Raw genomic sequence first — 23,932 nt, 5'->3', positions numbered from 1 at the left:
CATTGAGTATAATGAAGAGAATTTATGGATATTAATTATTAACCTGTCCTTACAGGACGCTGATTTACATATCCAATACACCCCAGGTGATACCTCAATGTCATTAAGTTAAGGATTAAAGAACTGAAACATAGGCTCTATGTGGCTTAATTCTGATTTTGTGTGTTTTGCTACGTGGTGATTTTCTGCCTTTTCGTATTGGAATCGACTCTTTAGAAACCGTATTTATAATGTCATCAAGCAATGTCATGCATTTCTCAATTTCAAAAAATAACCTCACAAAGCACTGTTTAACTTTCGCCAATAATGCACGCTTATTTGTTTTATACTTTCTTTTTTTCTTCTTTTTGTTTGATCTGAGATCAATCGCAGATTTGCATAGCATCATTGAAAGATTGTAGGTTAGTATATTGGCAAAAAATTCTTGCTTTATTGCATTGGGGCTTTTACCAATAAAGTTTTCTATACATATCGCATATTTCATATCCTTGTATTGTTCCTCAACTCCCCATCGCATATGATAGAGAGCCTTAAGTTTTTTACGACTAAATGTTTTGTCAAAAGGCGATGTCATTAAATACTCTATTTCTCCAGTATCAAGTAAAACTTTTGTTAGCCGCACCTTTATTTGCTCATTTCCAACTTGAATGTATTCAAAGCAATCATTGTGGTTTGCTTTTATAAATTTCACAACTTCTCTACATGCATTTCTTTGTAAGCGAAAACAAAATTGATTGCCGGATTCTGCTACCTGTTTTAAAAAAGAACGACTAAAATATCCACGATCAAATAATAGAAGATTATTGTTGCCAAGTGACTCCAAAAGAACCTTCGCTTGTGTTTCTTCAGATTCTTTATATGCTCCTATCACAGCATTTACACAAACATTGTTTAAAACATCTGCTGCGAATGAAACTTGTGCTTTGATCCATTTTTTACTGTCAGACAATACATTCTCCCCAAACGTCTTTATTGTTTCTTCGGTACGAGGGAGTGTATATACAGATCCATCAATGGCAATGAGCCTACATCCATAATATTGTTTAAAGCTATAGTTTTTATAAAAGAACTGGGTAAGTTGCTCCATTGCATCTTTAAAGGCTGTAAAGCTTAGCTTTGCTCTGCATTGTGTTAATGAAGAGGTGGTTGCTTGCCTTATTTCTTCTGGAGCATTATATAATTTTGAAAAGAAGTTGTCAATTTCAGATTGAGAACGTTTGTTTAGCATATTACAAATAAATAGGAAGGTCGTCTTGAAATTCCATATTCGATCTCTGGTAAAGTGCTTTTTATCTGTCTTATGCTTAGAACAAAAGTCGTTGTTTTCTATGAGATTTAGGATGAATTCTAATAGTTTGGCACGATTTTTAGGTTTGAGCGCTAGCTTTCATAACAGGTTGTTTTTTAATTATTTGACCCAACTAAGATAGTGAAAATATTTCAGATAACAAACTCATAATATTGTATTTCAGTATCTTACACACTAACTTAATGACATTGGGTGATACCTGGGGCTAGGTTGAATTGTGCTTCCAGCACGATTTAATTCCAGTCTGTTCTGCTACTATCATAACAAAAATTTCTTTTTGAACACTTGAGGATTTCACACTAAGATTTTGATAGTTCTCATGTCGTTTTGGTTACGGGAAGGGGTAAAGTCCCCTTCATGCAGTATCTGCCCTTTATACACATCTTTATGGTATGAGGTTATTGTATCAAAAGGCTGAAAGTTTGAAATTTATGGTTAATGTATCAGACTTACAGCCTGAATGGACATTATGCTTAAAATCTTGGGGCGATGCCCCAAGTTGCGATGTATAAGGCCTTCAGCCTTTTAAAGTCTGATATATAATTTGACGCCATATGATATTTGTGTATAAAAGGTAGTCAGGCAGTATAAGGGTGTACAAGAAGGAGTTGTGTTTTTAAATTGATAGTTTCTCAAAAATATTTATCTGTTTTCACACAGTCCTCCCGATCAAACGGGAGGAATCAAAGGGGTGAGCGCTGGAGTCATGAGTTTTCTTGCAGAAAGTAAATAAGATTGTCGGATTTGTTATAGTATATTTTGATTTGTTAAAAAAAGATTAATTGTATCAGGGGTACTTTTACCATGTTGATTATGCATTAAAGATTTTATATAAATAGTAACTAAATAAATATGGAAAAAAATTTACGCCAATTGGAAAATTACCTGGATGCTCTTAAGAAATCAAGGGTGATGATGTTTTTGATTATGGCATTGCTTCCGGTAAGTTTATCTGCTGTAGAAAAAGAGACTGTTGTCAGTATTTTAGATAAAAACCGGGTTGTTTCTTCTCCGTTGGAGCTACATGTTACATCGGAAACAGAGCCCTTTGTTAACAGTACTGTATCGTTAAACCACGAAGATGCATGGCTGTTTTTTGATAATATTAAACCTTCGGATGTAATTAATAATTACCTGGGGGATGTATTGGTTAATGGTGTAGCTTTTAATGAGGGGACGAACGGCAGAGTGGCAAAATATGCTCATGGAACCGTGCTGATGCCACACTCTTCAGGTATGAAGCCCTTAACTGTTTTTACAGAAGAGAACTTTAGCGGAGAATCGGTAGGATATGGTGTGCACACTTATTATAATGATTTAGGGAGCATTATGGATAATGCGATTAAGTCATTTAAGCTAAAACGAGGCTACATGGCTACTTTGGCTAACAATAGCGATGGAACAGGATATAGCCGTGTATTTATTGCTGATGAATCGGATTTGGAAATTGCTGTTGCACCAGAAGAGTTATATGGGTCGGCTTCATTTATCAGGGTATTAAAGTATGAGTGGGTAACAAAAAAAGGCTGGTGTGGAGGCTCATGGGAAGCCGGATTGTCAGGCTCAACGTGGTATTATAACTGGCAGGCTCAACTGGCATCTACCAGTGATCTGGAGTATGTGCCCATGCGTGCAAAACTAAACTGGTCGCCATGGGAACAGATCAACGCCCTGGAGAATGTTAGTCACTCCCTGGGTTTGAACGAACCGGATCATCCGGAGCAGCATAAAGATGACAATGGAGAGCAAGTGGTAACTGTTGACCAGGCATTGGCTCAATGGCCGGAAATGCTAAAATCGGGTTTAAGGATTGGAGCTCCGGCAACAACTGATTTTGGCTGGCTGTATGATTTTATGGATAGATGTGATGAGTTGAATTACAGGGTAGACTATGTGGCAGTCCACAGCTATTGGGGATCATCGGCACAGTCGTATTATAATACATTAAAATATGTGCATGAAAGAACAGGTAGGCCCATTTGGGTAACCGAATGGAATTATGGGGCTAACTGGACAAGTGAATGGTGGCCGGATGACCCTTCTTCTTATACAGATAATAATGCGGATTATGCACTCACTCACATTAGTGAGATCGTAAATATGTTTGACACCTGTCATTTTATCGAAAGATATTCGATATATAACTGGGTGGAAGATGCCAGGGCAATTGTATTAAATGGTGAATTAACCAAAGCCGGAGAATTCTATGCCAACAATAATTCAGTGATAGCTTACGATAGCAACAATGAAGTGATTCCCGGCTGGAACTATGCAGCTCCCGAACTGTCATATCGCTACTTGTCGCTTTCAAATATGATCAAGCTTTCATGGACAGATAGCAATGGAGAACTTTCGCGTGGGTATAAAATTGAGAAAAAGGTAAATGACGGAGATTATGCAACTATTTTTACTACTGATGATGCTTCTGTTGTTTCATACAATGACCCATTGGATGCGGATATAAATGGAAGGATTACTTATAAAGTTAGCCTGCTGACATCTCAAGGTGAGTATTTATCATCAGAAGAAGTATCGTATTTTCAGACCGGAGGGGTAGAAAATGTTCAGGTAGGTAATATTAGTGTGAACAATTCGGAATGGGCATCATGTATTTTTTCGAAAAAATACACGACAACACCTTTGGTATTTTTGGGTATGCCAGCATTTAATAATGTTGTGGCAATTACCAAAAGGGCCAATAGTGTTACTAAAACAGGTTTTAAATTTCAGTTAAATCCATGGCTTTATTTAGATGGTACCTCATTAACAACAGATGAAGATTTGTCTGTGATGGCTATTCCTGAAGGCAGTTATAATTTTGGTGGATTAAAAGGTGAAGTAGGCCAGGTAAGCGGAGTGAACAGGAATTGGGTGACGGTTACTTTTGCTCAGGAGTTTAGCAGTCAGCCGGTTGTGGTTTGTACTCAAACAAGCAACAGTACCACCTTTCCAACTGTAGTGGCGGTAAGAAATGTAACGACCGAAGGTTTTGAAATGTGTTTAAGGAGTGAAGAAGCTGTTACCTCGCTGGTTTTAGCTGAGAGTGTTAATTTTTTGGCCATTGAACCCGGTCAGGGTGCTATTGAAGGCAAACGCATTACTGTTGGTATGACCGAAGAAAATGAAGGACTAAAATCAACGCCTTTGGCCGTAGATATTGATCCAACCTATACCCAGCCTGCATATTTTGGGGGCTTATTGTCCGTGGCAAATGACTTTGCATCTACGGTACGGTATTATAAAAATGGAGAATCTTCCATTAAAATTTTAAAACAGCGAGAAATGTCAGGTGCATTGGTTTCCATTGGTGAAGACCAGTTAGGGTGGATTATCATGGATTTGGCTCCGGGACAGGTAATAACCGGTATGGAAAAGTCAAAAACTGAAGATTTAAAGTTTTACCCAAATCCGGTTAGGGATGTCATTTCTTTTGAGTTTGATAAGCCAACCTTGGTTTCGATATATGATTTAACCGGCCAAAAACAGATGGAAAAAGAGGTTGAGAGTACACTTTATGTTGATGGACTGCCACAAGGTATTTACCTGTTAAGGGCCAACGGACAGACAAAGAAGTTTATAAAAAAGTAACAGCCAGGGTTTGATAGATAAGTGTATTCAATAGAGATAAAGAAATGAGAAACATTTTAAAAAAAATATTAATAGTCCAAAGCTATTTTGTTATTCTTTGTGGAGTTGTGCCGGGTGTAGTACAAGCTCAGAGCAATATAAAATTACATTATTCTTTTGATAATTTAACAGAAAGTCAGTTGCAGGTGGTTGATGAAACCGGTAGTGGGAATAACGCCACTTTTGTTAACGGTGCAGTAGTAGATGAATATGGTGATTATCATGTATTGAACCTGGGTGGTTCCAATGGTTATCTGAATCTGGGCGAAGGAGTAGGGAGTGTTATATCCTCCTTACAGGATTTTACTATTTCTACTTCAATTTTTATACAGGCCGATACTGATATAAGCTATAATGGTAATTTTGTGTGGGCCTTTGGAAATTCTGCAAATATGGCTGTAGAACAGAATGGCGGTTTGTTTATCAATGCAAAAAGCACCAGGTATGCCATTTCACTGCAACATTGGACTGGCGAACAAACGATTAATCCGGGAAAAGAATTCCCTAAGGGAGAATGGTATCAGCTGGTTTATACCCAATCGGGAAGCATCGGATCAGTTTATGTAAATGGAGCTTTGCTTCAGTCGGGTAGCGTTACCCTTACACCTTCGGCATTAGGCGCAACAACTCATAATTACATTGGAAAATCATTGTATAATGGAGATGAATACCTGAAAAATACACTGATAAGTGATTTTAAGATATTCAATGAAGCTTTGTCATCTGCCGCTGTAGGAGAGCTAAATGCTGATATAGAAGGTTTAAATCAGGTTTTGTATACAAAACTTTTGGAGCAGGAAGCTGCCGGGATAGATTTGGGCGATATTGATAATATTGTGTCCGATATAGAATTGCCTTTGTCTGGTGCTAATGGGATATCTATCCAGTGGTCATCATCCAATACCAGCGTCATTAATAATATGGGCGAAGTAACCCGGCCGGAACAGGGAGCGGCTGAAGCAGAGGTTACATTAACAGCAACTTTAACTGTAAATGAAACATCCTACACTAAAGATTTTATAGTTGCGGTTATGCCATACGTAAGCGATTTGTTATCGGTACAAAAGGATGCTGATGCCATTTCTTTAGAAGGAAACCTATTGAATCTGAGGACAAATATTATCCTGCCCTTAGCAGGGGATGAAGGTTCAACTATTAGTTGGGAATCGGGTAATGCAGAGTATTTGTCTGATGAGGGAGAGTTAATGGCTCTGTCGGCTAATGGAGAGGGGAAAAAGTTGGTTGTTTTAACAGCTTCCATTACTAAAGGAGGGGAGTCTGTTCAGCGCTCTTTTGATATTTATGTAGCCGAAGATGAAGGTTTTAGTGCATATCTTTTTAGTTATTTTACAGGTAATTACATTACCCAGGAGGCTATTAGGTTTGCAGTAAGTTATGATGGTTATAACTATAGGGCACTCAACAATAATGAGCCTGTTATTGCATCTTTAGAAATCAGCTCAACAGGTGGTGTACGTGATCCTCATATCCTTAGAGGACCTGATGGCAATTACTATATGGTAGTTACAGACATGGTATCTGCTAATGGATGGAGCTCGAACAGGGCTATGGTATTATTGAAGTCAACAGATTTGATTAACTGGCAGTCTACAGTTATCAATATCCAGGAAAAATATGAAGGGCAGGAAGATTTGTTGCGCGTTTGGGCTCCTCAAACCATATATGATTCGGAAGCTGGCAAGTTTATGGTTTATTGGTCGATGAAGTATGGTGATGGTCCGGATATCATTTATTATGCCTATACAAATGCCGACTTTACCGATTTGGAAGGAACACCACAACAATTGTTTTATCATCCCGAAAATTCATCCTGTATAGATGGAGATATTATTCATAAAGATGGATTATATCATCTATTCTTTAAAACAGAAGGCAGTGGGAACGGAATAAAAAAGGCTATTTCAGAAAACCTGACCTATGGATATGAATTGTATGATAATTATCTGCAGCAAACAAGCGAGGCAGTTGAGGGTTCCAGTGTGTTCAAATTGATAAACAAAGATGATTACATATTGATGTATGATTTGTATACTTCCGGAGAATACCAGTTTACTTCAAGTAGTGATTTGTATCAATTTCAGATTATAGATGATGCGGTTTCAATGAATTTTCATCCCCGACATGGAACTGTTATTCCAATAACCAAGGCCGAAGCAGAACGGCTTGCTGAAGAGTGGGCAACCAGCAATGATCTGGAAGTTCTGGATGTAGCCGGTGAAGATATTGTGGAGAACGGGGTTGAGATTGATCATGATAATAAAACAATTACTATTGAGGTAGAAAATACTGCGGATATAGAAGCTTATGATCCGGAACTAAAGGTTATGCCGGGAGTGGTGCTGAGCCTTCAGGGGGCGCAGGACTTCTCCAATGGAGCGGTTAGCTATGTGCTTTCGGTTAATGGACTGGGGAGTGTGACTTATAGTGTGGAAGTAAAATCAAATGCAACAGGATTAAAACACATAGCAGATAATAAGTCTCACAAAATATATCCAAATCCTGCATCGGGCGAAATCAATGTGGTTTATCCGTTTGATGAAAAATCAAAAAATTCAATTAATATTTTTGATTGCAAGGGGAAGTGTATTGCTCAAAAAGAAATTTACCAGGAACACAGCATAATTGACATACATAATATTGCACCAAATTTGTACATTTTATCTTATCTCAAAGATAATGAGGTGGTTTGGAGTGATAAAATCCGTGTGGAGATTTAACGGAAATCAAATACTAAATAGTAAATATCGAATAATTGAAACACTTGTTAACAACTCTTATCTAGTTTTGTGATGTCGATTTTTGGAGTTTTGGCTGTTAGCGGTTAGGATTCAGTCGATAAAATAAAAACAAAGAAATGAGGATTGTTAAAATAAGTTGTTAAGTAATATTAAATCAATGCTAAAAATGAATATTAGATCAAAGGCACAGCATATTAAGCATTGGCTCATAGGCGTAATTGTATTGAGCAGTTTATGTGTTGTTTCTTGTAAAGATGATTATTACTACGATGACCATGAGCCGGAATGGCTTGGGGCTAGTATTTATGATTATTTAAATGAAGATGGTAGCTACACCAATTTCGTTAAATTAATCGATGATGTAGGTTATACTCCGGTTTTACAAAGAACAGGAAGTAAAACCTTATTTGTGGCAAAGGATGAGGCTTTTGAGCGTTTCTTTCAGAATAATATTTGGGGAGTAAGCGGTTATAACCAGTTGTCTCTTTCGCAAAAAAAGCTGATACTTAATTTTGGAATGATTAACAATGCCTATTTAATTGAAACCCTGGCAAATCATAATGATGGGAGTTTGGTATTGGGAACATCATTAAGGCGAAATACAGCAGTGTCGGTGTTGGACAGTGTAGAACTGGAAAACGGGGCTGAATTGCCGGACGGAGAATTATGGGATGCCTACAGAGCGAGTGGTATTTATCTTTTAAAGGATGATAGCAACTCTCCTTTAGTATATTTTTTATCGAATACATTGGATAATATTGGTATTACCGATGAAGATTTTAAGATGATTACCGGTGTTGATCGTGCAAATGGAGATACCCATGTTTTTGATAAAAAAGTGATTGAGCAGGATATCACTTGTAAAAACGGATATGTGCATGTGCTGGAGGATGTGTTGATTCCACCTACCAATATGGCAGAATATTTAAGAGATGATCAGGATCTAAGCCAGTTTTCTCGTTTGATGGAACGCTATTCGGCTCCTTATTTTGATGACGAAGAAACAAGTACTTACCAACAATTATATCCGGGTTTTACTGATTCCATTTTTACCAAGGAGTATTTCTCTGAAGTGGGAGGTAGGTCTTTTTATCCGGGAGGGGATATCACCGATATTATTGATGAAAACCTGTTGTTGCCCTATAATCCGGGATGGAATAGTTATAGAAAACAAATGTCGAATGGGGGCTATGAGGCCTTGCAGGCTGATATGGCTGCTATTTTTGCTCCTACAGATATTGCCATGCAACAATACCTGGAGTCGGGAAGTGGTATGGTAATCAAAGAGCGCTATGGAAGCTGGGATAATGTGCCGGATGATATTATCGCTTTGTTCCTGAAAAGGCATATGAGGGAGTCATTTGTTGAGTCTTTGCCAAGTACTTTTGATAAACTGAGGGATAGTGAAAACTCTAAAATTCCTATTGAAACTTCAGATGTTGTAGATGCTTATGTAGGGGTAAACGGGGTAGTATATAAAACCAGTGAGGTTTATCCTCCTGATGATTTTGAATCGGTATATGGTCCTGTGTTATTTAGCGAAAAAACAAAAGTATTTAACTGGGCCATCAGGCAAAACGACTTTAGGTTGTATCTGAATTCGTTGGAAAGCAGATATAGTTTCTTTGTTCCTACCGATGAGTTTTTTAAGGATTATATTGATCCGGTGGCCTTTGGAAAGGATGTTCCGGCTGCCTTAAAATTCTGGTATAATGAAGCTACCAAGGTGGTGAATGCAACTGTTTACAATTATAATCCTGAAACAGGCGAAGTGGGAGATTCCATTAATGTGATCACCAGTTCAGGAATGCTTTCAAACCGCTTGCTCGACTTGCTTGACTCGCATGTGGTAGTTGGAAATGTAGAGTCTGGAAACAAATTCTATTTTACCAAAGGAGGAAATGCTCTTAAAGTAGATGGAAATGGTCAGAACCTTAAAATTCAAGGTGGCGGAGATATTGAAAATAATACTACGGTAGGGGTTGTTGAGGTTATTGAGCAAAAGAATGGAACTACCTATTTTGTTGATAAACCGATACAAACACCCATGCGTTCAGTTTATAAAGTGTTGAGTGAAACTCCTGAATTCAGTGAATTCTTTAACCTGCTTGTGGGTTTCCCGGCAGCATCAAACTCAGTGGTTTTTGTTAAGAAGACAAATTATTATGGGATCGACTTTAATATAAAGTTTTTCAACACATTTAATTATACTGTTTACGTTCCAACTAATGAGGCCATTCAGCAAGCTATTGCCGACGGGGTTATTCACACATGGGATGAAATAAACACAGAAACAGATGTTACAGTCAGGGATGCCTATGTTGCCCAGTTAGAACGTTTCTTACGTTACCACTTCCAGGATAATTCGGTTTACGTAGGGGATGAATCATTTTATTATGAGTATCAAACTGCAACAATCAAAGAAGATGACGTAACCACCCGCTTTAATACATTTAAAAACAAATATTACAAGCTGGGAATTGAAAGCGATGGAACTGATATTACGTTGCAAACGGAAGGATACGGTAGCGCCCATGTAGTAAAAGATAACGGATTGTATAATATACTTTCACGGGACTATATTTTTAATGATAATCCTGTGAAATATGGCGAAATAGATCAAAGTGGATATGGTTCAAGCGAATTTACCGATTCAAGAATCACTACTTCATCAACAGCAGTTATTCACCAAATAGACAATGTGTTGAAGTTTGACTAATAGGAAATGAAAATGAAAATAAAATATATATTTATAACCTTGATATTTTGTTTGTCGCTGAATGTACTGTCAGCACAATCAAAGGATGATGTTGTAATTCTACAAGGTAAGGTCACCAGTAGCACTGATAATGAATCGTTAGTGGGAGCTACTGTTGTTGAAATGGATGCGCAGAATAGGGTGTTGAGTGCTATAATTACCGACTTTAACGGGCAGTATGTGCTAAAAATAAAAAGTCCGGAAAATAAACTGGTCATATCTTTTATTGGTTTTAAATCATATACCCAGCCAATTGGCAATCAAAGAGTAATTAACGCTGTTCTTCAGGAAGAACTTCAAATGATTGATGATGTTTCTGTTATAGCAGAAAGAAAGCACGATGATGGTACTTTCCCAATTCCGGAAAGAGAAATTTCTACGGCAGTACAAACCTTTAATTTGAAAGAGATGGAGGGGGTTCAGGTAACTTCTATTGATGATGCCTTACAGGGACGTATTGCAGGTTTAGATATTGTAGCTAACTCAGGTGACCCGGGTGCCGGTTCCAGTATGCGGATCAGGGGAACCACTTCTATTAATGCCAATAGCGAACCTTTAATTGTGGTGAATGGAGTTCCATACGAGGTAGAGATTGATGAAAACTTCGATTTTGCCAATTCAAACCAGGAGCAGTTTGCCGATATGTTGAGTATTAACCCGGATGATATTGAAGAGATTACCGTATTGAAAGATGCTGCTTCTACAGCCATCTGGGGTTCGAAAGGTGCCAATGGTGTTTTGGTAATCAAAACTAAAAAGGGGGTAAGAGGACCTACCAGGGTGCAATATTCGTATAGGGCTACGGCCACATTTCAACCCGATGGGCTAAATATACTTAATGGTGATGATTACACCATGATGATGAAACAGGCTTATTTTAATCCGGCACAGGATGAAAATGCTGCCAACGTGCCTGCATTTTTATATGACCCTACTTATTTGGAATATGAAAACTTTAATAATAACACTGATTGGGTTGATGCAATGACCCAGGTTGGATTGAAGCAGGATCATTACCTGTCTTTCTCTGGTGGAGGTGAAAGAGCAAGGTATCGTTTTTCAGGAGGTTACTTAAACCAGAAAGGAACTGTAATTGGCCAGCAATTGGAACGTTTTTCATCCAGGGCATTTCTTGAATACAGGGTGTCGGACAGGATTAAGTTTATTACCGATTTTGCATTTACTTATACTGATAACGACCGTAGTTACGATAATTTTAAAATTAACGATATACAACACAGTAGTTTGTTAGGTGTGGCATACAGAAAAATGCCTAATGCCAGTATTTATGAACAGGATCAATATGGAAATAATACCAGCGAGTATTTCAATATACCTCTTGATGAAGATTTACATAATGACCAAAAATCGTTATTAAACCCGGTAGCTTTGGGTAAACTGGCTAAAAACAATCATAGAAACTACAGGATATTGCCAAACTTTACCTTGCAATATGATTTATTGAATCCCGAAGAGCAAATGTTGCGATATAATATGCGGGTTTCTTTTGATGTGAACAATACCAAAGTATCCAAGTTTTTGCCAGCAGAAGCATCAAACTTGTACTGGAACGATTCTGGGGTAAACAGGGCTGAAAGTTCTGATTCGGAGAGTATGACCGTGATGATGGATCATAACTTAACGTACCAGCCAAGGTTCAGTAACCCAGATCATAGTGTTTTATTATATGGTGCTGTATATCTACGTACCGGAAATAGTTCAAGCCAGGGATTGTCTACAACAAACCTGCCTTCCGGTGAGATTGTGGATGCATCAGCGATGGGATATTTTGATGGAAACTCATCAAGCCGCTATTCATACAGGTCAAATGCCTTAACATTCAGGGGGCATTATGCATACAAGTCGAAATATATATTTGGATTGACTGTACGCAGGGATGGAAGTACTAAGTTTGGTAATGACCGTAAATACGGTACCTTCCCAGGTATATCAGGTAAATGGATTATTTCGGATGAACCTTTTATGGATTCATTCAGAAACATCATTAGTATGTTGGCTATCAGGCCCAGTTGGGGGATCAGTGGTAATCAACCCGGATCTGAATATTTGCACTATAGCCGGTACAAGGATTACGGCAGTTATATTGATATGGGGGCAACAGTGCCATCTACCTTACGCTTGTCAGATTTGAAATGGGAAACTACAACTTCAATTAACTATGGTATTGATTTAGGGTTCCTTGATGATCGAATCAGGATGGATGTGAATTTTTATAAAAAACATACAGAAGATTTGCTGTTTGAACATAGTAAGCTTCCTTCATCTTCTGGTTTTGGAGAAGTTTCATGGCAAAATGTGGGTACCATGGATAATGATGGATGGGAATTGAATTTTTATACCAGCAACCTGATTAAGACTAAGGATTGGACAATTGATTTTGATTTTAACCTGGCTAATAATAAAAACACCATTGTTGAATTAAAGGATGATATATTAGAAAGTTACAACAATGACTTTGATTACAACAACGGTAGTTATTTGTCGAGGTTACAGGAAAATAACTCTTTTGGTTCTATTTATGGTTTTAAATATAAAGGTGTATATCGCTATAATGAATATGTTGCAGGAAGTCAGGAAAGTGCACCGGTTGCAAAGGATGCTTCAGGAGCAGTGATTACGGATGAAACAGGCAAGCCTTTACCAATGTATTTTGCCTATGGACATGATGGGATAGCTTATGAATTTCAAGGTGGAGATGCCATCTACGAAGATGTCAATAAGGATGGAACCATTGATGAGCTGGATATTGTATACCTGGGTAACTCTAACCCTAAGGTGAATGGTGGTTTTGGTACCACAGTAAGGTATAAAAACTTCCGCGTGAGGGCTCTGTTCAACTTCAGGTACGGAAACAAAATTATTAACAAAGCCCGTATGTATGCTGAAAATATGTATAGCCTCGATAACCAGTCGGTGGCAGTTAACTACCGTTGGCGTAAAAACGGTGACGTAACTGATATGCCAAGGGCCTTGTATCAATATGGCTATAACTGGCTGGGAAGTGATCGTTTTGTAGAAGATGGTTCATTTGTCAGGTTCAAGTACCTGGTTCTGGGGTATACCTTCCCAAAGGCTAAGCTTAAAAAAATTGGCATGGAAAGGCTATCGTTTAACCTTACATTCAATAACCTGTTCCTGTGGTCGAAATATACAGGAGTGGATCCGGAAGTAAATTATTCAGGCTTTGGTGTTAGCGAAGACTGGGGGAAAACACCACGCTCTAAGGATTGTATGCTAGGTATTTCAGTAACGTTTTAAGAAGATAAATCAAAAGTAATGAATAAGTTTTTTTCAATTATAATGACAGGGTTGCTGATTATCAGTTCGGGTTGTACCGACTGGTTGGATATCAGGCCCGACAGCGAGGTTGTTCTTGAGGATTTCTGGAAGAATGAAAGTCAGGTGGAAGAAGTATTGGCCGCTTGTTATAAAAGCCTCACAACAGACGATGTAATGCAGGCCATCATGGTATGGAGCGAATTGCGTTCAGACAATGTGGTAAGTGGAGACGGGATGAAAGAGGATATGGTTAAGATGCTTAACTTCGATATTACCGCCAGAAATGGTTATTGTGGATGGGGTGCTATGTATCAGGTGATTAATTATTGTAATACATTTTTGTACTATGCACCCGAAGTAGTAAATATTGATGAAAATTTCACAGAAGTGGAATTGCACAGCCTTGAAGCCGAAGTTATGGCCATCAGGGCGCTGGCGTATTTTTACCTGGTAAGAACCTTTAAAGATGTGCCTTATATTACCACACCAAGTATTGAAGATAACCAGGAATACACCGTAGCAAAATCAACAGAGCAGGATGTTTTAAACTATTTGATTTCTGATTTGGAGTATGCGCTGCGGTATGCTAATAATGATTTTAAAATATTGGAATACAACAAGGGAAGGGTAACCAAAAATATGGTTTGTTCTTTACTTGCCGATATTTATTTATGGCAGGAGGATTATGCTAACTGTGTAAAATATTGTGATTTAGTTTTGGCGGACCAAACTTTGGAACTGGAAGATTCTGAGGATTTTGTTCGTTCTGTGTTCTTGTTGGGGAATTCATCGGAAAGCATCTTTGAACTGCAGTTTAATGAGGATGTGCAAAAGAACAATAAAGTATACGATTTTTATGGCGGTTCCGGTAATACACTTGGCGAATGGGCCTATCCTTATATATTGGTGGAAGGAAATTATAGTCCTTTTGAATATAATATATCAAATGAAATAGAAGGAGAAAACGATATAAGGAAATATGAGTATTTAATAGCTGATTTGGGGAGTGAAAAGTATAGTGTTTTAAAATATACAGCACTGAGATATCAAACTATAAGTGGTGGGTATAGTCAGCTTATAACATATAAATCGGGAACCGCAAACTGGATAGTATATCGTTTGGCGGATATTATGCTGATGAAAGCAGAAGCTTTAATTCAACAGAATGATTTTGCCGATGCACTGGAGTTGATTAATACAACCTTTTTACGCTCAAATCCAGATTTGGAAGATAAACCGCTTGTGGTTTCAGACTATACTACAAAGCTGGATCAAAACAATCTTCTTTTAAGGGAAAGACAGAGGGAGTTGATGTTTGAAGGCAAGCGCTGGTTTGATTTAATGCGTTTGGCACGAAGAGAAGGTAGACCATCTTCGTTGTTAAATTATGTGGCTAAAAAATTCTCAGGAGCAGCAAGTATGAATATCAATAAATTAACGGTTATGGATGCCCTGTATTTGCCGATACATATTGACGAAATAAATGCCAATTCGGCATTGGAGCAAAATCCTTTTTATGATATTCAGAGCGATGAAGATATTACCCGATAAAATTAGTTAGCTATGAAAAATATAAAACAAAAATATATGTGTAGTCATAAATCAGTTTGGTTGGCTGTTGTGATGTCCCTTTCTGTACTATTTTATACAGCATGTGATAGCGACGACGTTGGAGATAACTATTATACTTTTACCGGAGATACAGTAGGATCTTATATTGAGAAAAACCCTGATGAATATTCCGAGTTGATTCAGTTATTGGATCAAACCAATGTGATGGGGCTGTTGAAAGGCTATGGGATGTACACTTGCTTTATCCCTGATAATGATGCTATGGCAAGGTTTTATGAATCTAAAGGGCGTTCATCGCTGAATGAGTTTCCGGCAGATACATTAAAAAAGATAGTATACGATCATATTATTAAAGGATATGTGATCGAATCAGAGGACTTTATTAGTGGTTTCCTTCCTAACGTTACCATGAGCGGAAGGTTTTTGAAAATGAGTTACGAAAGTAATGAGAACGGATTGAGCTATGTTGTAAACACTAATTCAGTGATCAGTTCAGGCGACATTAGTGTTCATAATGGAGTTATCCACAAAATAACAGAGGTGTTGGCACCTACTGAAAATACTATTGTTGAAGCTATTGCTGCAAATGAAAAGTTTAGCCTGTTTTACGAGGCTCTGGCAATGACCGGACTGGATCAGGAGCTATCATTGGTTGAGGATAAGGATTATGTGCCGGACCCTGTTATGGTAGGATTGTATGATGGGTTGGTGAATAATATTGGTGGTTATAATATTGTTCCTAAAACTAGGAAATATGGATATACGGCATTGATGGAGAGTGATGCAACTTATGCAGCAAACGGTATTACCACCATAGATGAACTTAAGCAGTATGCTAAACAGGTATACGATATGGTTTACCCTGAAGATGCAGGAATAACAGATGTTACCAACCGCAAAAACAGTTTAAACCGTTTTGTGGCGTATCACCTGGTTAATAAGAAAATTCCATCTTTATATTTCATAGAAAAATATGATAATACAGGTTCTGAGTACGGTACAACACACTCTGTAAAAACCTATGATATGTATGAGTATATTGAAACCATGTGTCCGAATACCTTAATGGAGGTAAGAACTATCCGGACATCAAATGAGTACAATGTATTTAATATGATCACTGGTACAGGAGAGGCTGTGCGTTTGACCGAAGACTACGATAATGATGCTATTAATGGTGTTTACCATGAAATAGATAATATCCTGGCCTACAAAAAGGAGTTTGTTGGAGAATTGACTTCAAAAAGAATCAGGATGGATGTGGCCAGCTTTTTCCCTGAATTAGCCAACAATAACATCCGAATTGGTCATGCCACTTCAGAGTATCCGAACCAATTGTTTTTCTTCCCGCATGGATATTTGGAACGCCTTACTGCGTCTCAAACCACAACGGTAATGTATTTTAATAGCGATGACCGTTTTAAGGATTACCAGGGAGATGAAATGTTTTTGAACGGGATGTACGACTTTGAGGTAGTAACTCCTGCCATACCGGCCGGAACTTACGAAATACGTTTTGGGTATCAGCCTACAGGTAACCGTGGAGCAGCGCAACTTTATTGGGATGGACAACCAACAGGTATTCCGCTTGATTTGACACTGAGGGGCAGTGATCCTAAAATTGGTTATGAAGAGCCAGGTAGCAGGGAAAGCGATCCTTTTGGATACGAAAATGATAAGATGATGCGTAACAGGGGGTATATGAAAGGTGGAGCCAGTTACAAGGTAATTAATGAAGCGTGGTATAGCGCTACAGGAAGAAATCAAGGTAACGCTCTTCGTAAGATACTGGGTATATTTACATTGAATAAAGATACTACACATGTTTTCGGAGTGAGGGCTGCACGTTCAGGTGAGTTTATGTTTGATTTCCTTGAGTTTGTTCCTATCGAAGCACTTGAAAAAGAAGGTGTCGATTAATAAATGGAGTGTAAGTTTACTGGTTACTTTAAAAGATAACATTCAAATGAAACAGAAATATTTTTATAAAACATTACATCTGGTTGCTTTTATTGGCATACTAAATTTAATTGGATGTACCGATAAATGGGATGAACATTACGATCCAAGCTCAATGGAGTTAAGCAATCAAACGCTAACAGAGTATATTAACGGGCGTCAGGATTTAAGTTCGTTTGCTGAACTGTTAAAAGTTTCGGGATATGATAGCATCCTAAACTTGCCTCAGTCATACACCGTTTGGGTTCCTACTAATGAGGGTATGGAAAATGTTGACCTGAACAATGCAGAAGAGGTGATGAAGGTGGTTAAAAACCACATTGCAAAAAGTAAGCTGACCACAACAACACAGGAAAGCAAACCTGTATTTATGCTGAACGGGAAATATGTTGATTTTTCAAGAGAATCGAATGGATATACCTTCGGGAATTCAGGATTGGTTGAAGTTAACATACCTGCAAGCAACGGGTTGGTTCATGTTGTGGATAATTCAGTAGAATACCTTGATAATATTTGGGAGTATATACAAAATACTGAGGGACTGGATTCTTTGAAAAAGTATATTTTTAGCAAGGATACCATGGTTTTTGACCCGATAAATAGTCAGTTGATAGGTTATAACAACGACAATCAGCCTGTTTACGATACCGTGGAAGTTTATGGTAACCCGTTTTTAACCTATTTAGGTTCCATGAATGTGGAAGATAGTGTTTACACTGCCATTCTGCCCGATAACAATGCCTGGATAGAAGCGTATGACAGGATAACCAAATATCTTAATATTCCAACATCTGCAGGAGGTGAGGAACAACAGCATGAACTTACGCAAAGGCTTATTATTAATGATATGGTTTTTAGGGGTGATGATGATAATTATGCAGCAATGGATTCTATTATCACAACATCCGAAAATGTGTATTACGAACCTTACAAGCTTTTTGAAGGACTAATGCCAACAGAGGTAAGTAATGGTTTGGTGTATAATGCCAGTCAGATGCCATTCTCCGATACCGCTTCCTTCTTTAAGGAAATCAGGGTTGAAGCTGAGTATTCAACGTACAGGGATAATGCCAATAGTGACTTGAATGTGCAAACCAGTTATGGATCAGGTCTGGAAGTGTCAAATAACAGGTATGTGGAGGTTATTTCAACCAGTACAAGTTCTTCTTCACCTTCAAATGTAGCGTTTCAAATTCCAAATACCTTATCTGCAAAGTATAATATCTATTGTGTATTTGTACCGCATACTATTACAAATAAAGACAATTTAGTTGCCAGTCAGGTAAAATTCAGGTTGACTTACATTTATTCAGATTCCGGCAGAACACGTCGTAAAACTATTACGCCGGTAAATAATACAACCAATATTTCAGATACAACTAAGATGCTTGTAGCTCCGATAGAGTTTGAATTTGCTGATATTATGGATGAAGATCAGGAAAATCCTATTGTAAAGCTTGAGGTTATTAGTGATGTGTTTAATGAAGAAGAAGGGTTAACGCCAAATATGCGCATTGACTGCATAATACTTGAACCTGTTATTGATTAGTAAAAAAATAATAAAATGATTCTAAGTCAAAATATATCAATGAAAAGAGTGGCTAACTCACAATTTCGTAGGGTATATATTGGTATAAAACATATACTAGTAATAGCCATTTTGTTAAGCGGGTTGTGCCATACTTCAGTATTGAAAGCATCAGATACCGATTCCCTGACATACGTGAAGGGAATTGTAAGGGATGCAAAATCAAAAGAACCCATTGTAGCAGCTCAAATCAAGGCGTTAAATTATGACGCTTCGGCAACCACCGATGCAAATGGGGAGTTTAGCATACAATTAAACAGGCCAAGTGAATTGTTGTTGGTTTCAGCATTTGATTATGCCCCACGTGAGGTGGCAGTCAGAGGTCAAAAATCGCTGGTAATTGATTTGTATCCTGAAGGTTTTAAAAATAATTATGAGGAAAAAGCAGATATAAGCGGAGACAACAGGTCGTCGTTTACTGTAAAATCTTCTCAGGGACTTGGCAATATTGAAAAGCAAAACTTTATTTCTCTGGATCAGTTGCTGCAAACAGAATTGGGAGGAGATATACGGTCGGTGTCCAGATCGGGTAGCCCGGGTGCCGGAAATGCCATGTTTATCAGGGGGCTTAACTCTATCCATGCCAACGCGCAACCTTTAATAGTTGTGGATGGTGTAATCTGGAATAGCATGAGAGATTTAACTTCATTACATGATGGTTATATGTTCAATGCCCTGGCTGATATTAATCTTGATGATATTAAAAGCGTGTCGGTATTAAAAGATGGAACTTCAATTTATGGTAGCAAAGGAAGTAATGGTGTTATTTTGATTAAAACCAAAAGAGGTGAAGGCATGGTTACTAAAATTGTGGTTAATGCCAGTGGAGGTTTAGTGGATATGCCGGAAAACCTGCCATCATTAAATAAAGATGAGTTCAGGTTGTATACAACTGATTTGTTGGGATCGATTGATAAAAACGAGGTAGAAGATATTTTTGGGCAATCACTTAATGAACTTGATTTCCTGAATGAGGACAAAACAGCTTCTATTTATAATAAATACCATAACAACACCGATTGGGAAGATGAGATTTATAACTATGGTATCTACCAAAATTATAATGTAGGTGTAAATGGGGGTGATGATAAGGCCTTGTACGGCTTTTCGGTTGGGTATACCGGAGTTGAAGGCGTTGTGAAAGAAACAGATATGCAAAGGTTTAATGTCCGTTTTAATTCGGATGTTAATTTTACCAAATCGATTAAGATGGGGATGGATATTGGTTTTACCAATATAGACAGAACTGTTTTGAATGATGGTGTAAATGATTATTCTTCAATTACCTATTTCGGAATGATTAAATCACCATTTGTTTCTCCTTATACATTTACAAAATCAGGAACGCAAACAGACCTGTTTGATGATAGTGATGTTTTTGGGGTAGGAAATCCTTCGGCTATCATTGATGATGTGTATAATACCAATAAGCATTATCGCTTAAATGTTGGAGTTTCACCAAGTTTTAAACTTTCTCAGGTTCTTTCTTTGGTTACTAAATTTGATTATAGCCTTTGGAAAGAAAAAGAATCATTTTATACTCCTCAGGTAGGTGTAAAAGATATTTATCTTGATGGCCTGGGGGTATCAAAGAATGTGTATAAAAACCAGGTGAACAGAAATGTATCCATGTTCGGGGATATTTACCTTAACTACAATAAAACTTTTAATCACCTGCACCGATTGAATGGAATGTTGGGATGGAGATATATCCATAATCATTTTGAGAATGAATATGGTGAAGGACATAATACCTCGTATGCCAAGTTGGTGGACGGACAGCAATACCGGACCAATGATGGTATTAACGAAACCAGCAAGTCTATGGCAACTTATGGAAATATCGAATATAGTTTCGATAATCGCTTTTTTGTAACAGGTAGTGTTTCTGTTGACGGTTCTTCAAAGTTTGGAGCAGAAACAGAAGGTGGCTTCCAGATGTTTGACAGAAGTTGGGGAATATTCCCTTCGTTACAGGGTGCCTGGTTGTTGTCGTCAGAAAAGTTTATGGCCAATGTTAATTTTATTAACCGCCTGAAGGTAAGAGGAGGGGTAAGTATTTCCGGAAATGATGATATAGACCCTTATGCATGGACCAGTTATTTTACTTCTGTGCCATATATTGATAAAGCCAACGGAATGGTACTTAGTCAAATAGGAAATACAGAAATACAGTGGGAAACTACCACAAAGCTTAATGCAGGTTTGGATTTCAATATGTTCAATGACAGGTTGTCCTTATCGGTTGATGCGTATACCAGTAATACTAAAGATCTGTTGATTTATAAGGAATTACCAGAAATAGCAGGATCGGGGTACTATTGGTCGAACGAAGGAGAACTATCCAATATGGGTATGGAGTTGTCGGCCAATGTTAAAGTATTAAATGCTGAAAAAATAAAAGTTGAACTTGGTGCCAGCATCGGGCAATATAAAAATGAAATAGAATCGCTGCCATCCGGAGAATTCACAACCAATGCTTTGGGTGCTGAGGTGTTAACATCAGTTGGTGAAGCTGCCGGAGTTTTTTATGGATATAAATCCTTAGGGGTGTTTGCTTCTTCGGATGAGGCTGTTTCAGCCAATCTGAAAAATGTGGATGAATATGGAGTAGAAAGCTTTTATGGGGCAGGAGATATACATTTTGATGATGTTGATGGAAATGGTATTATTAATGAGAAAGATAAGCAGATTATAGGTGATCCCAATCCGGATTTCTACGGTTCTTTCAATGGTTCTGTAAGCTATAAAAATTTCAGGGTAGATGGTTTGTTTACCTTTTCGTATGGAAATGATGTATTCAACTATTTAAGGTCAAACCTGGAAAGTGGCAGTACCTTTTATAATCAAACAACTGCTGTTTTGAGCAGGTGGACATACGATGGCCAGCAAACAGATCAACCTAAGGTGAGTTATGGAGACCCAATGGGTAATGCCCGTTTCTCAGACAGATGGATCGAAGATGGATCTTATTTAAAACTGAAAAAAGTAACACTAAGTTACGAAGTTCCTATTAAAGGTAATGGTGCTATTAAGGGGTTAAATATTTGGGCATCTGCACATAATCTATGGACTTTGACCAACTATCTGGGGCGTGATCCTGAGTTTTCAGCAGGAAACAGCGTATTGTTTCAGGGAATAGACAGGGGATTATTGCCTTCAACCAGAAGTTATTTTATTGGATTAAAGTTAAATCTGTAGAACATTATCAGGTTAAAGAAAAAATAAGCAGATGAAACGAGCCGTGAGAAAATTTTCTCTTACAGGGAAGACTTTACAGGCAAGTTTCCCGTCTGTACAAACGGACAGGCATTGAATACCTTTGAAAATAAAAATTATAATGAGATGAAAAATATTTCTAATATAGTTATAGGATTAATTTTGGTGGCCTTTTTCACAGTTAGTTGTGAAGATATGCTGGAAGTGGATTCCGATCAGATTGTGTTGCCCAAGGATCATCAGCTTGATGCGCTTAATGATACCATTTATACCATGATGGGAATTTATTCGCAAGTACAGGAACTGGGCGACCGCTATGTATTATTAGGGGAGCTAAGGGGTGATTTAATGGATATTACAAGCGATGCTTCCAATGATATCAGGGAGATTTACAATTTTGAGGTATCAGGCAACAATAAGTACAACAAAGCTTCTGATTATTATTCAGTGATTAATAGCTGTAATTACTTGATAAATAATTTGGATACATCAATTATAGATAAAGCAGAGAAGGTGATGTATAAGGAGTTTAGTCAGGCAAAAGCCGTTAGGGCATGGACTTATATGCAGCTTGCCTTAAACTATGGTAGCGTAACTTATTACGATCAGCCTATACTTAGTATTGCCGATGCAAACAAAAATTATCCTGCATACGATTTAAATGCATTGGCACCGGTTTTAATCGCTGATTTGCTGCCTTTACAGGATGTTGAGCATCCTGGTGGTATTTCATTAGGCGATGATATGAGCTCATATAAATTAGCCTTTAATGTAAGGTATCTGTTAGGAGAATTATACTTATGGATCAATGAATATGAGAGTGCTGCCAATGTGTTGTATGATTTAATTGATAAAGAATACACAAATACTCGTTTATATCCTTATGATATTGAGCTTAGAGTTGTAAATAATGAATTTACAGGAGGGTTCAGCTTTAGCTGGGATAATATATTCGATCTTGAATCTTCAGAGCAAATTACCTTTTTAGCCTCTGCAACCGAAGGGGAGGAAGGAAATACACTGGATAGTTTATTCGTGTATTATCCTCAGGTGCAGCCTTCAAGTGTTGCTGTTGAAAACTGGGAACAGCAAACCTACTATCATAGTAACACCTTGTCAAAGGAAAAGGATATGCGCGGGGATGGATTTTCATATGTAAAGGAACACAACTATGTAGCTTCATCATTGGTGTTTGACCCTTCGCTTACAGAAAACGGTTTGATTTCAAAATACTATTTAACAGCCGGCCAAATAGTAAAGGGTGTTACTGTTTGCAGGGATGTGTATATCTACCTGAAATATGCCGAAGCGGTAAATCGTTTGGGCAAACCTAATTTGGCTTTTGCAGTTCTTAAGCATGGCTTAAACAAAAAAACGATCAACAGTGATGAAATAATACCTAAATGGGAAAAGTATAGCTCGTATACGGATGAAGAAGGTGTTTTTTATCGTTATACTGACTTTTCGGATGAAAAATATGAAGAAAGAGAGGTAAGCCTGGTAGATGAAACCTATAAGATCCTTGCTATGGAAGGAGTACATGCAAGAGGGTGTGGCAATACTGAATTAGCCGATGGGTATAGTATACCAGAATTGGCGACGCTACAGGATTCAATTAATTATGTAGAAGATAAAATTGTTGAGGAGCTTGCCCTGGAAACAGCATTTGAAGGTAACCGTTTTCATGATTTAATGAGGATTTCCAAGCATAGGGAAGACAATAGTTACCTGGCTGATAAGGTTGCAGAAAAATATGCAGATAAAGAGGCGGTAAAAGCTAAATTATTGGATGAAACAAATTGGTATCTACCTAAATAAAAACGCGTTGTATTAGTTTAAAG

10 protein-coding genes are annotated in these 23,932 nt (G+C 37.8%); 9 read left to right on the top strand and 1 reads right to left on the bottom strand.

The features are described from left to right. Window positions 1-115: 115 nt before the first annotated feature. Window positions 116-1,330: an IS4 family transposase gene (locus tag OM074_RS18000; RefSeq protein WP_301201951.1), complete on the bottom strand. Its 1,215-nt coding sequence runs from the start codon at window positions 1,328-1,330 to the stop codon at window positions 116-118. Between the two features lie 831 nt (window positions 1,331-2,161). Here OM074_RS18000 and OM074_RS17995 point away from each other — a divergent pair. The 9 genes from OM074_RS17995 (at window position 2,162) to OM074_RS17955 (ending at window position 23,909) form a co-directional block, all read left to right on the top strand. After that, window positions 2,162-4,897, top strand: a complete 2,736-nt coding sequence (locus OM074_RS17995) for a glycosyl hydrolase (RefSeq protein WP_301201949.1) — start codon at window positions 2,162-2,164, stop codon at window positions 4,895-4,897. Between the two features lie 44 nt (window positions 4,898-4,941). Beyond that, window positions 4,942-7,674: an immunoglobulin-like domain-containing protein gene (locus tag OM074_RS17990; RefSeq protein ID WP_301201947.1), complete on the top strand. Its 2,733-nt coding sequence runs from the start codon at window positions 4,942-4,944 to the stop codon at window positions 7,672-7,674. Window positions 7,675-7,861: 187 nt separating this feature from the next. After that, a complete protein-coding gene (locus OM074_RS17985) occupies window positions 7,862-10,414 on the top strand; it encodes a fasciclin domain-containing protein (protein WP_301201946.1) in 2,553 nt (850 codons plus the stop codon). Between the two features lie 12 nt (window positions 10,415-10,426). After that, the gene (locus OM074_RS17980) at window positions 10,427-13,732 is read left to right on the top strand and encodes a SusC/RagA family TonB-linked outer membrane protein (protein WP_301201944.1); all 3,306 of its coding nucleotides are present in this window, start codon (window positions 10,427-10,429) and stop codon (window positions 13,730-13,732) included. An 18-nt stretch (window positions 13,733-13,750) separates the two neighbouring features. Further along, a complete protein-coding gene (locus tag OM074_RS17975; protein WP_301201943.1) occupies window positions 13,751-15,304 on the top strand; it encodes a RagB/SusD family nutrient uptake outer membrane protein in 1,554 nt (517 codons plus the stop codon). 12 nt (window positions 15,305-15,316) lie between these two features. Continuing rightward, window positions 15,317-17,245 carry a fasciclin domain-containing protein gene (locus OM074_RS17970; protein WP_301201942.1) on the top strand — a complete coding sequence of 643 codons (1,929 nt, stop codon included), beginning with the start codon at window positions 15,317-15,319 and terminating at the stop codon, window positions 17,243-17,245. Between the two features lie 46 nt (window positions 17,246-17,291). Further along, complete coding sequence (locus OM074_RS17965) at window positions 17,292-18,833, top strand: fasciclin domain-containing protein (protein ID WP_301201941.1); 1,542 nt, start codon at window positions 17,292-17,294, stop codon at window positions 18,831-18,833. A 15-nt stretch (window positions 18,834-18,848) separates the two neighbouring features. After that, entirely contained in the window at window positions 18,849-22,073 is a 3,225-nt protein-coding gene (locus tag OM074_RS17960) for a SusC/RagA family TonB-linked outer membrane protein (protein WP_301201939.1), read from the top strand. A 144-nt stretch (window positions 22,074-22,217) separates the two neighbouring features. Beyond that, the gene (locus tag OM074_RS17955) at window positions 22,218-23,909 is read left to right on the top strand and encodes a RagB/SusD family nutrient uptake outer membrane protein (protein WP_301201938.1); all 1,692 of its coding nucleotides are present in this window, start codon (window positions 22,218-22,220) and stop codon (window positions 23,907-23,909) included. Window positions 23,910-23,932 lie beyond the last annotated feature (23 nt).

Origin of the sequence: Plebeiibacterium marinum (genome assembly GCF_026013615.1) — a bacterium.
GTDB lineage: Bacteria > Bacteroidota > Bacteroidia > Bacteroidales > Marinilabiliaceae > Saccharicrinis > Saccharicrinis marinus_A.
The sequence above is the reverse complement of the archived record's forward strand: the minus strand, read 5'-3'. Positions and strand labels throughout refer to the sequence as shown.

Coding starts and splice junctions, on each gene's coding strand:
- OM074_RS17995 (WP_301201949.1), top strand. CDS start 2,162: ATGGAAAAAAATTTACGCCAATTGGAAAATTACCTGGATGCTCTTAAG.
- OM074_RS17990 (WP_301201947.1), top strand. CDS start 4,942: ATGAGAAACATTTTAAAAAAAATATTAATAGTCCAAAGCTATTTTGTT.
- OM074_RS17985 (WP_301201946.1), top strand. CDS start 7,862: ATGAATATTAGATCAAAGGCACAGCATATTAAGCATTGGCTCATAGGC.
- OM074_RS17980 (WP_301201944.1), top strand. CDS start 10,427: ATGAAAATAAAATATATATTTATAACCTTGATATTTTGTTTGTCGCTG.
- OM074_RS17975 (WP_301201943.1), top strand. CDS start 13,751: ATGAATAAGTTTTTTTCAATTATAATGACAGGGTTGCTGATTATCAGT.
- OM074_RS17970 (WP_301201942.1), top strand. CDS start 15,317: ATGAAAAATATAAAACAAAAATATATGTGTAGTCATAAATCAGTTTGG.
- OM074_RS17965 (WP_301201941.1), top strand. CDS start 17,292: ATGAAACAGAAATATTTTTATAAAACATTACATCTGGTTGCTTTTATT.
- OM074_RS17960 (WP_301201939.1), top strand. CDS start 18,849: ATGATTCTAAGTCAAAATATATCAATGAAAAGAGTGGCTAACTCACAA.
- OM074_RS17955 (WP_301201938.1), top strand. CDS start 22,218: ATGAAAAATATTTCTAATATAGTTATAGGATTAATTTTGGTGGCCTTT.